This is a genomic window from Pseudomonas putida (assembly GCA_041879295.1).
GTDB lineage: Bacteria > Pseudomonadota > Gammaproteobacteria > Pseudomonadales > Pseudomonadaceae > Aquipseudomonas > Aquipseudomonas putida_Y.
This window is the reverse complement of the sequence record CP047152.1, coordinates 3623478-3635090: the sequence shown is the minus strand read 5'-3', so window position 1 is coordinate 3635090 and position 11613 is coordinate 3623478. Positions and strand designations below refer to the sequence as shown.

The following is an 11613-nucleotide window of genomic DNA, read 5'->3' as shown; positions in this document are numbered from 1 at the left end:
CAGACGGGGCAGGGGATGGCTTGAACGATCTTGCTGGTCGACGTGTGTTCGCCTCAACCTCAGTGGCCACTTGACAACAGGGCCGCAAAGCGGCCCCGAATGCACCTGGGTTATGGGCGGCTGGTCAGCAGCTGTTGCGCCGTTGCGCAGCCATTGATGTCTACGGCTTTCTGCAGCAGGCTCGTGCGCTGCTGTGGGTCGAGGTCGCCAAGCAGGCGGTACACCTCGGCCTGGTAGTCGCGCTGACGCCCCCACAGCATTTCCAGGCCTTGTGGCCGGCTGCGGTTGCAGGCCAGGCGTGTGGCCGGTTGCGGGTAGTAGGGGGCGTACACGGTGGCCATGCTGGGGATGGCCTCCAGCGCTGTACGGTACTCGCTGCTGACGTTGTAGGGCCGGCACCAGGTGGCGATGGCTGGCGCGGGTGCGGCAAACCCCTGCTTGAGGCTGGCTTCGAGCAACGGGCAGGCGGCCTCCGGGATTTGCGCGACGGGCAGGTACGTCATGTAGTACAGCGCCAGGCGGTACTGCGCAACCGGGTGGCCAAGCGCTACCGATTTTTTCAGCAGGGCTACCGCTGTCGGCAAAGTGTGGGCCATGGCCTGGCCCTGGCGGCTAAGCTCGGGGTCACCGCCCACTGCGGTGCGCAGCGTGCTGGCAGCATCGCCCTGGTCATCGGCCTGCTCCAGCAGCGGCAAGGCCTGACGGTAGAGCAAGTCGGCATGAGGGTCAATGCGTACCTCCAACGCTTGCGCGGCCAGTGGCACCAGCGCAGCCAACAGCGGGGGCAGGCGTCGCACAAGGCTCACAGGCGAACCCCATGGATGGCCAGGTACGGATGGACGGCTTCGGTGTTCATGGCGGTCAAGCGTGCGCCTCGGACAAATCGTAACGACGACGTATTCTACCCATCCAAGAGGGGTGGCCGAAAGACCACTCGGCAACTGTCAGACGAGCTTGATCGGCGTGACCTTGCGCTGGCCATGTTTTTCCTGGGCCAGCCCAAGCTTGGCGGTGATCACCTTGGCCAAGGCATTGTTGCCCAGATCGTTCAGGTGCAGGCGGTCGATGAACAGGTCGGCGCCGAACACTGGCGAGCTGTCGAGCATGCAGTTCATGTCGTAGCAGGGCACCGGGTCGGCCTGGCTTTTGATGCGGCGGAAAAATGTCGAATGCAACTGTCTGTCGAATGCGCCCTCCAGCAGCCGGTCGAAGTTCGCCGGTTGTTGCTGAAGCGCGGTCAGCATGGCTTGCTCACCGGCGGGCAGAGTATCCCTGCACCAGGGCAGCAAGGGTTGCAGGATGAAGGTGAGCGTGGCGTGGCTGTCTGCTAGCAAGCGGTCCCATTGGCGCAAGGTACGGCCAATGTTGTCGGCGGCACGGGCCAGCCGTTTTTCCGGGGGCGACAGCGGCCAGCTGACCGGGGCCGCGGCCGCAGGAGGCGCCAGCGCCTGGCCGATACGCCGCCACAGCGACTGCCGACGGGGTGGTGCGCAGGGCTGCAGGCCTTCGCTGAAACTGTTGAGAAAGGCCTGGTAGGCCTTGGCATGCTGCGGGTCGTTGGTACCTGCGAGGACTTCACACAGGGCTTCGTGGGCCAGGCTGTTGAGGCCACTGAGCACCACCACATGGCCGAGCTGGCCAAGGCGGTGCTGGTGGGTCAGGAACATCATCAATTCCTGGGTGGCATTGAGCCCGCAGCCGGCCAGGCTCAGCCAGACTTCGCCGGTGAGCATCGACAGGTGCGAGGCCACCGTGTGTTCGTCGGAGCTGGCGCCGATGCCCAGGGCTGTGGAGCCCCCGACCAGCAGGTTGATGCGTGACGCACCACCGTGCTCGGCCGCCGAAAAGCGCTTGCCGGCGCAATGGCTGTAGCGCAAGCCAAGGGCATCGGTGTTGATGGTGCCGGAGCGGTAGCCGGTTTCGTGCACATGCAGGGTATAGGGCGCACGGCGACTGCCCAGCAGGAGAAAACGCTGGTAGTCCTGCTGCAGCGGAGAAGGAGACGGGCGCGTGTCAATCGTGGTCATGGTCTCTCCTTCGCCGATGCCAGGCGCGGTGCAGCAGATTCAGGCCGCCAGTTCCTTGAGGTTGTAAAGCAAGCCGCCGGCGGCGATCAGCAGCAGGGCAACGCCCGAGGCCAGGCTGATGACGCGGTTGCTGCGCTGCGAGGCGATCTTGCCGATGGCGAAGATGTACAGGCTGAGCACGGCGAAATCGATGGCCACCCACAGTAGTGACAGCACCACCATGCTCTTGCCGAATGATTCGGTGATCTGGATGAACTGCGGAAAGAAGGCGATGAAGAAAATGATGTCTTTCGGGTTGGAAATGCCCACCATGAAGCCTTGCATCAGCCCACCGCGCCCAGCCTTGGGGGCCTCGCTCGCCGAGTCAGACGCGGGTGCGCGCAGGGCGTCCCTCAGCGTGCCGATGGCAATGTAGCCGATGAACAGGCAGCCCAGCAGGCTCATGGTGCTGAGCCATGCCTTGTCGATGGCGGCACTGGTGAGGATGATCCAGGCTGCCGCGCCGATCAGCACCAGTGAAGCCCAGTTGGTGCCGACGGCGGTGAACATGGCCTTGCGCGAGCCGGAGGCGGCCGCAGTGTTGACGATCAGTGCCACCACCGGGCCGGGAGTGGCGATCAGTAGCAGCACGGTGAGGGCATAGGTGGCGGTGAGTGCGGTATTCACGGTCAGTTCTCGATCAGTATGTCGGGTGTCGCCTGGTGTGCGGCATGGGCGTGGAACGGGCAGCGTGACGGGTTGAGCGAGCCTGTCTCCTGCAGTTGATACTGCTTCCACTCGTAGTTGTCGGTATCGCCGAAAAAGCCAAGGGTGTCGGGCACAACGCCGTCGTTGTAGTGGTGCACGCGCTCGCGAATGCGCTCGCGGATGCGCTTGCCACTCTCGGTGTTGGCGTTGGCCACTTCGTCGAAGTTCTCCCGCGGGTTGATGACGAAGGTGATGTGCTGGCCCAGATTGCGGCTTTTCATCTGCTGATGACCGGGGAAGTTCATGTTGATGAACAGTGGCATGCCGGCATAACAGAACGACCAGCCGGCATCGTCGGGATCGGTCGGGATGCTCTGAGGCCAAGGGTGTGGGTCGCGTGCGTGCACGCCGCGCAGTACCTTCCAGGCCAAGGCCTGCTGCTCGGCCAGGCTGCTGCCGGCTGCGGTTTCGAGAAACACCACCAAAGGGCTGCCGATGCGCTGCTTGGGGGCGATCGGTGCGACGGTGCGCACGTAATTGGCCAGGCCCTGTGCGATGTCATCGGCCAGTTGCTCGGCGCGGGCGAAGAGAATGTGGCAGGTTTCGCCGTTTACCGCCTTGCGGCCGAACAGGCAGGGGAATTCGGGGTTGGCAAGAATGTTGCGGAAGTGTTCTATGGTTTTGAACGTCCAGTGTTGCATGTTGTAACCATGTTCAGCGGCGAGCTCCAGCGCATCCAGGCGATAGCAATTTCCATATCCCGTAAACATGATTTCCCCAGGCGTTGATTTAAGTGAACGTTCCAGTCACATGCAGGCAGGATCTTGGTGATGTTTGTTATTTACCAGCATTTTCCGAGACGCTCCTGTCGTTGTAAAACGCGTGGAACTATGACCTACTATTAGTCTTACTCATGCTCGGGACGCCGCCATGTCGGAACGGATTCAGGCCTTGCACGCACTGCGTGCCTTCGAGGTGGCCTCTCGCTATGGCTCTTTCACCCGTGCGGCTGAAGAGCTGGCTTTGACCCAGGGCGCCGTCAGCCACCACATCAAGACCCTCGAAGCCCTGTTCGGCTGCGACCTGTTCGAACGTCGGGGGCCGAAATTGAGCCTGACCGAGCACGGCCGCCTGCTGGCGCAAGAGCTGAAGGTGGGCTTCAAGATCATCGAAAATGCCTGCGCACTGCTGCGTCAGGATCGCTACGGCCTGTGCCTGAAGGCGCCGTCCACGCTTACGGTGCGCTGGCTGCTGCGGGCGCTGGATGCCTTCAAGAAGGTCGAGGACAACTGCAGCGTGCAGCTATCCAGTGTGTGGATGGATATCGACAGCGTGGACTTCTATTCCGAGCCCTACGACTGCGCCATTCTCCTGGCCAGCGGGCGTTTTCCCGCCGATATCGAGAGCTTCAAGCTGTTCGATGAATGGCTGATCCCGGTATGTCATCCGGATTACATGACGCAGGCACATCCGCAACTGTCCGACCTGCCCCGATGCGAGTTCCTGCACCCGTCGCCCGACCGGCGTGACTGGCGGCGTTGGCTGGCGCGAATGGATGCGCTGGACATCAGCATCGATCAGGGGCAGGTGTTCGATACCCTCGACCAGGGCATATCGGCCGCCCAGCAAGGCCTGGGCATTTCAGTGGTCGATCTGGTACTGGCCAGTACCGACCTGGCCGCCGGACGTTTGGTCACGCCTTTCAAACATGCCGTGGCCACCGGCGACGGTTACTACATGACCTGGCTCAAGGCCAGCCCAAAAGCGCGGCAGATGCACAAGCTGCGTGACTTCCTGCTCGGCCGGGTACCGCCGCTGGTCTACAAGGACATCAACTACCTGTACGGTTGAATACCCGATCGAGCATCAGTCGGCGAGGATGCACCGGCTGCGTAACAGGCGCTAAAACACTCATGCCAGGCACGACACAGGTAGAATAACGCCATCTACAGACAATCCAGAGGTCGACGCAGTGGAGTTGCAGCAGGGTTTTGTCCTGACCCGGCACTGGCACGATACGCCGGAAGGCACCTGCGTGGAGTTCTGGCTGGCCACTGATGCCGGGCCGCGGCTGTTGCGGCTGGCGGCGCAGGAGTCGGTGGCTTTCATTCCTCAGGCGCAGGCCGATCACGCCCGTATGCTGCTGGCCAATGAAGCAGGGACCAAGCTCAAGCCACTGCGCCTGAAGGACTTCGAGCATCGCCCGATGCTCGGCCTCTATACCCGCCAGCATCGCCAATTGATGCAACTGGAGCAGCGTCTGCGCACGGCCGGTATCGACGTGTTCGAGGCCGATATCCGGCCGCCGGAGCGTTACCTCATGGAGCGCTTCATCACGGCGCCGGTGCAGTTCACTGGCCAGCCGGATGCGCAGGGCGTTTACCGGGACGCCCAGCTCAGGCCGTTGCCAGGCTATCGCCCGGCGCTGCGCCTGGTGTCGCTGGATATCGAGACCAGCGAGCGTGGTGAGCTGTACAGCATCGCGCTGGAGGGCTGTGGCCAGCGCCAGGTGTACATGCTCGGCCCGGCCAACGGCGATGCCAGCGGGCTTGACTTCGACCTGGAGTATTGCGCTGATCGTGCCGCCTTGATCACCCGGCTCAACCAGTGGATGGCCAGGCATGACCCGGACGCGATCATTGGCTGGAACCTGGTGCAGTTCGACCTGCGCCTGCTGCATGAGCACGCCAAGTCGTTGCAGGTGCCTCTGGCCCTGGGGCGCAACGGTGCGGTCATGACCCTGCGCAGCCATGCCGGCGGCGGCCATGTCTTCGCCGATGCGCCGGGGCGGCTGCTGATCGATGGCATCGAGGCGCTGCGTTCGGCTACCTGGAGTTTTCCCTCGTTCAGCCTGGAGAACGTTGCCCAGACCCTGCTGGGTGAAGGCAAGGCCATCGACACGCCGTACCAACGCATGGACGAAATCAATCGCCGCTTCGCCGAAGACAAACCGGCCCTGGCGCGCTACAACCTGAAGGACTGCGAACTGGTCACGCGCATTTTCGCCCATACCCGGCTGCTCGACTTCCTGCTCGAACGTGCGTCGGTGACGGGGTTGGCCGTGGACCGCAGCGGTGGGTCGGTAGCCGCGTTCTGTCACTTGTACATTCCACAGATGCACCGCCTTGGCTTCGTCGCGCCCAGCCTTGGCAGCCGCCCGGACGAAGCCAGCCCCGGCGGCTTTGTCATGGACTCGCGGCCAGGGCTTTATGACTCGGTGCTGGTGCTGGACTACAAGAGCCTGTACCCGTCGATCATCCGTACCTTTCTCATCGACCCGGTCGGGCTGATCGAAGGCCTGCGTCTGCCTGACGACGCACATTCGGTCGAGGGCTTTCGTGGTGGGCGTTTTTCACGCACACAGCACTGCCTGCCAGCCATCGTCGAACGGGTGTGGCAGGGCAGGGAAGCGGCCAAGCGCGAGGGCAATGCGCCGCTGTCACAGGCCTTGAAAATCATCATGAATGCCTTCTACGGAGTGCTTGGCTCCAGCGGTTGCCGTTTCTTCGACCCGCGCCTGGCGTCGTCGATCACCATGCGCGGCCACCAGATCATGCGCCAGACCAGGTCCTTGATCGAGGCGTGCGGCTACGATGTGATCTACGGGGACACCGACTCCACCTTTGTCTGGCTCAAGGGCGCCCATGCCGAGGCAGACGCGGCGCGCATCGGCCGCGAGCTGGTGGCAAAGGTCAACCAATGGTGGCAAGCCCATCTGCACGAGACCATGAACCTTCAGAGTGCGCTCGAGTTGCAGTTCGAGGTGCATTACCGGCGCTTTCTGATGCCCACCATCCGCGGTACCGACGAAGGCAGCAAGAAACGCTATGCCGGCCTGGTGCAGCGGCCCGACGGTGCTGAAGAAATGGTTTACAAGGGCCTGGAATCGGTGCGCACCGACTGGTCACCGCTGGCCCGGCAGTTCCAGCAGGAACTCTACGGCCGTGTGTTCCGCAGCGAGCCCTACCGTGATTACGTGCGCGAGTATGTGCGGCGAACGTTGGCGGGCGAGCAGGACGAACTGCTGGTTTATCGCAAGCGCCTGCGTCGCCCGTTGTCCGATTACCAGCGCAACGTGCCGCCGCATGTGCGTGCCGCGCGCCTTGCCGACGACTACAACAGGCGTCTGCAGCGCCCCCTGCAGTACCAGCGTGGGGGCTGGATCAGTTACGTGATCACCACCGCTGGCCCTGAGCCGCTGGAAAACCTGCAGGCACCGATCGACTACGATCACTACATCAGCCGTCAGCTCCTGCCGGTGGCCGATGCCATCCTGCCCTTTGTCGGCGATGATTTCGCGCGTCTTACCGACCATCAGTTACTGCTGTTCTGAGCGGGTGGTAGATAGCTAGGCGTCAGCATGACGCTACAGTCTTCAGACTCGGTCCTCCATGTCGTCGCGGAGGCAGAGATGCAGAACAATAGCAGTCAACCATCGGCTGTGGTCGATACCCTTGCCATGGCACAAGCATGCCAGGATCACTACATTGCACAGCGGCTGCCGGCCTGGATGAAGCGGCTGAGCATGGCCGAATTCACCCTGCTGAGCGAGGCGCTGCCTGAACTGCTGGCCTGCCGCGCAGGCTTGTCGTCAGCGCTGGCGCGGCTACGCAACCTGAATGCATTTACCCAGCCCTTGCTGCAGCAAGCGCTCGGTGCCCACGGCGACCTTGACGTCGATCGCCTGTACTTTCGCCAGTGGTACACCTTTACTTCGCCCACGATCCATTATGTAACCAGTCGGCTTCCGGTTGTTGGCAGCGATTACTACGACATCCCTCTGCTCGAGGCCGCCTTAGGCAATTTCACCGCAGAACAGCAGCGCGACCAGCCACAGGGCAATTGCCTGGTCGATGTGCGCGGCGCAAAGCGTAGTGAACTGTCTGCACCGGGCTTCGCCAGGCTGTGTCGAACGCTGGATCTTGGGCAGAAATACCAGGCGCATCTGGATTCGGTACTCCAGCCCGAAGTCAGAGGATTGCTGACACGACGGCAACGCTACAGCATGCTGGTGGATGCCCTGCAAGCCAGGGCTCAGGGCGTATTGAGCGCAGAGGAACTGCAGTGGGTGGTGGCGCTCTGCACCAAGGACACGCTCGGCAAGCTCGAAGGCGCATCGGTTCGCGTGCGACAGTTGGCGGTGTTCGGCTGCCGCTTGCAGCAGATCGTTGTGCTGGACGTGATCGACGCGGGCCTGTTGTTCAACACCAGCAAGCGCGTGTTGGTCTATGTACCGGGTGACCCGCACGGCCCCTGGAGCGTGCGCAGCGACCTGGAAGATTACGCCCGCCGGGTGCTTGGCAAACGCCTGCGCGAAGATGACTACCGGCGTTTTTTCAACCGCTTCGTACGCCGACGCGATAGCCAGCGATTCTTCTCGGCCGTCAGTGAGCGTCTCGATGACGTGCCCGGCTGGGCAACCCGGGACCTTGATGAGCAGACCTTTGCCTATCGCCTGCCACTGTTCGAACACCTTGCTGACGACTGGATTGCGCGGATCAAGGACGATGCTGCGGTCATCGCCCCGCCCGTGGCCTTGCTTGATCGCGAGGTCCAGGCCGAACACGCCCGCCGTTTGCGTGCTGAAGGCTGGACCCTGTTGGGTGTTGCAGGGTTCTTCGTTCCGGGCATCGGCGCGGTGTTGTTGGGGGTGATGGCCTGGGAACTGCTTGAGCAGACGTTCCAGGCTGTAGGGGACTGGCAGGACAACGAACGCAATGCGGCGCTGGCGCACCTGCTGAATGTAGGCAAGGGGCTGCTGGCTGTCGGGGCAACCGTTGCCGTCGTTGCCACGGCCCGGCGCGCCTGGAGCGTGGTGGACAAGCTGGTACCCGCGCAGCTGGAAAACGGTGAGGAAAAACTGTGGAACGCAGACCTCAGCCCCTATCGCTGCGAAAGCCCCCCAGGCACCGCGGAACCGGACATGGAGGGTATGCACCGCCTGGGCGAGCGCCGCTGGATCAGCATGGACGGGCACTGGTATGAGATGACCTGGCACGACCACGATGAACAGTGGCAATTGCTCCCTTATCAGGGCTATGCGCCGCCGCTGCGTCACAATGGGGCCGGTGCCTGGCGGCTGTGGTGCGAACAGCCCGCCGAGTGGGGCGACACACGCCAGTTGTTCCGCCGCCTGGGCGGGCCATTCAGTGACCTTGACGATGCGCAGATCGACCGGTCGCTGGCGATCCATGGCCTCGATGATCAGCACCTACGAGCTTGGCATGTGTATGGCCGACCGCCGGAGGCAGCGTTGGTCGACACCGTCACGCGCGTGCGGCTCGCTGGCAGGATTGGTACGTTGGTCAACCAGTTGCGCGAGGGCGGTGTAACCGCAGACCCGCAACTGCTGCAGCGGGTCATGAGCCTTCCACAGGCGGCCGGCAAGGGCGGGGCAGCGTTGGCCGATGTGGCCTGGGCCGGGCGACGAGAACTGCTACAGTCGATGTACGATGAGCAGAATCCCGACACGGACACTGGCCGCCTCTTACGACAGAATTTTGCCAGCCTGCATCGCTTGGCCGCCGATGAGGTGTTGCGCGATGCCAGCGAGGATGACCTGCAGCTTTTACGTGAGACGGGGCGCGTGCCGTTGCTGGTGGCCGAGGCAGCAAGGTTGCAGGTTGCGCGAATCCGAATGGCGCGGGTGTTTGAGGCGCTGTGCATCGATACGCCGCAAAACCTCGACCTGGCGCGTGTGGTCTTGAATATGCTGGTACATGTGCCGGGGGCTGGTGGGCCGGGGTGGCGGTTGTTCGACGGTGATGCTGGCGAGCCGTTGTTGACGGTCGAGGGATCGGGGCAGACATTTGACGTGCTTCATCGTCATGGGCTGTTCCGCCTGCGTGCCCGAACGCAAACGGATATCGGTGAGACAGGCGAGTTGTTCGAGACCTTGGCCGCAGCCTATGACGACGCCTCGCAAGCGGCCATCGCTCAAGGCCAGCCCTTTGTGCCTGCGCTGCGCCAGGCGCTGACCAACCTGGCTTTCGACCAACGCCAGACTGTGGTGAATCTGCTCAGGCTGGAGCAGCCGAGCGGCTCGTTTCTCGCGCCGCAACGTCTGGCTGATGGCCGGATTGGTTACCCCATGGCGGGCGGCAGGCTCTGGGGGGCGTTAGGGCTAAACAGGCCAAGGGCGCTTCAGGCCCGGTTGCGAGACCTGTATCCGGCCTTTACCGACGAACAGATCGAGCGCTGGTTGGCCTCAAGTGACGCGCAGGCCAGGTTATCTATGCTGGAGCAGCAATATGGGGTGCTCAAGAGGCACTTGACCCAGTGGGCACGCAGTGCCTTGCTGTCACCAGAACTGGCCGCCCGGCGTGAGTTCAGAAAGGGGCTGATCAACTGCTGGCGCTGTCTTGTGCCGGAATTGCAAGGGCAAGCAGCACTGGAGGACGGGCGCTTCATGCTGACCCAGACCATCAGCCGCTTGCGCCAGCTGCCGGTCCTGCCCGCGCAAGTGGGCTTTCCCCACGTCTCGATCCTGGCCTTGCGCGCCATGCGCGTGGAGCACGTTCCGGACGAGTTTCTGCGGGCGTTTCCCAACTTGCGCAACCTGGAAATCACCAACTGCCGACTCACGCGTTTGCCATTGCCTCTGATGCTTGTCCAGAGGCTGGAGGTACTCGACTTGTCTGGTAACCAGATCACGCTCGACCAAGGCCAGGCGTTGGTCTTGGCAGATTGCCGGTCCCTGGTGTACCTGAACCTTTCGGACAACCCGTTGCGCAGGGCATTTTCCGTCCAGGCAATGATCGAGCTGAATGCCCTCTACCTGTCGAACACTCAGTTACCCGAGTGCCCCTACGGGCTGATGGACGCGCCAGAACTGCACACCCTGAACCTCAGCGACAACCGTATTTCTGAACTGCCCGAGGGTTTTCATCAGTCGCAGTTGTGGCGTTCGGGCAGGGTCGAGCTTTCCGGCAATCCGCTGGGGGCAGCATATGACGGGGTTTCAACCTGGCATTTGCTTGAGGCCAGTCGCGTGCCTTACCGGTTGCGCATTCTGGATGCGTTGCCTGGCGAACGTCGAGATGAAATGGCGGCACTGTGGGCCCATCTGGAGGCCGAGGAGCAATCGGAAGAGTTTTTCAATACCCTGTCGATGCTGACAGAATCCGGCGCCTTCAGTTTCTCATCGACTGCATCCGCGCTGGCGGCCCGTGTGTTCGACATGCTCCAGGCGATGTCTGAGCATGATGCCCTCAGGCAAGAGCTGTTCGAGCACGCAGCGGCGACCGGTTGCCAGGATAACGCCACCGCGCGTTTCGCCGACCTGGAACTGCGAGTGATGATATGGCGCACGAGGCACAGCGGATCTGCCCGGCCTGAACGGGCCTTGCTGAAGCTCGGTGCCCGGATGTGGCGGTTGGCGGTGCTTGAGCAAATTGCCGCTGAACATGCTTATCGGGTGGGGGCGGGTGCTGAATCGATCGAATTCGCCTTGGCCTATCGAATCGGCTTGCGCAAGTCTCTGGACTTGCCTGCCCAACCCGATGAAATGCTTTATGCAGGGATCCCTGCCTTGAGTAATCAGGACCTTCTCCTGGCCCGTGAAAGGATCCTGGCGCGACAGACTCGGGAGGGCATTGCTGATTACCTGTCACGCCAGTGGTTCTGGCAGGATTACTTGCGCAAGGCCTCGGCGGTTCGCTTGCAAGTGCCCCAATCCATGCACGCTGAGCTGGAACGGCTGATGGCGCTGGGGAATCGGGACGAGGAAATCGCGCGGCTGCAGATCCGCAATCAGCAACGCGAGCATGCGGTGTTGCTGCAGTTGACGCTGGAGGCGCTGGACCGGAACACGGTGCAGCGTCCGCTCCGCTAGCGGGTTGGCGGTTGTCTGAACGCAGGCATTAGCTATATAGCGCCTGGCGGGGAGCAGGCAACTTAG

General features: G+C 62.6%; 7 protein-coding genes. 3 read left to right on the top strand and 4 right to left on the bottom strand.

The window, feature by feature from the left end; all coding sequences use genetic code 11:
* Positions 1-110 precede the first annotated feature (110 nt).
* From GST84_16705 to GST84_16690, 4 genes are all read right to left on the bottom strand, one after another.
* Positions 111-806 (bottom strand): sel1 repeat family protein, encoded by a 696-nt coding sequence (locus GST84_16705; GenBank protein XGB13884.1) that lies wholly within the window; start codon positions 804-806, stop codon positions 111-113.
* A gap of 138 nt (positions 807-944) precedes the next feature.
* Positions 945-2027, bottom strand: coding sequence for a hypothetical protein (locus GST84_16700; protein XGB13883.1), 1083 nt, complete (start codon positions 2025-2027; stop codon positions 945-947).
* Positions 2028-2066: 39 nt separating this feature from the next.
* Positions 2067-2693, bottom strand: coding sequence for a LysE family transporter (locus GST84_16695; protein XGB13882.1), 627 nt, complete (start codon positions 2691-2693; stop codon positions 2067-2069).
* Between the two features lie 2 nt (positions 2694-2695).
* Positions 2696-3484, bottom strand: a complete 789-nt coding sequence (locus GST84_16690; GenBank protein XGB13881.1) for a YqcI/YcgG family protein — start codon at positions 3482-3484, stop codon at positions 2696-2698.
* 160 nt (positions 3485-3644) lie between these two features.
* Here GST84_16690 and GST84_16685 point away from each other — a divergent pair, with 160 nt between their 5' ends.
* The 3 genes from GST84_16685 (at position 3645) to GST84_16675 (ending at position 11547) form a co-directional block, all read left to right on the top strand.
* The gene (locus GST84_16685; GenBank protein XGB13880.1) at positions 3645-4565 is read left to right on the top strand and encodes a LysR family transcriptional regulator; all 921 of its coding nucleotides are present in this window, start codon (positions 3645-3647) and stop codon (positions 4563-4565) included.
* Positions 4566-4686: 121 nt separating this feature from the next.
* On the top strand, positions 4687-7047 hold the full coding sequence (locus GST84_16680; GenBank protein XGB13879.1) for a DNA polymerase II: 2361 nt from the start codon (positions 4687-4689) through the stop codon (positions 7045-7047).
* Positions 7048-7125: 78 nt separating this feature from the next.
* Complete coding sequence (locus GST84_16675; GenBank protein XGB13878.1) at positions 7126-11547, top strand: hypothetical protein; 4422 nt, start codon at positions 7126-7128, stop codon at positions 11545-11547.
* Positions 11548-11613: the final 66 nt, after the last annotated feature.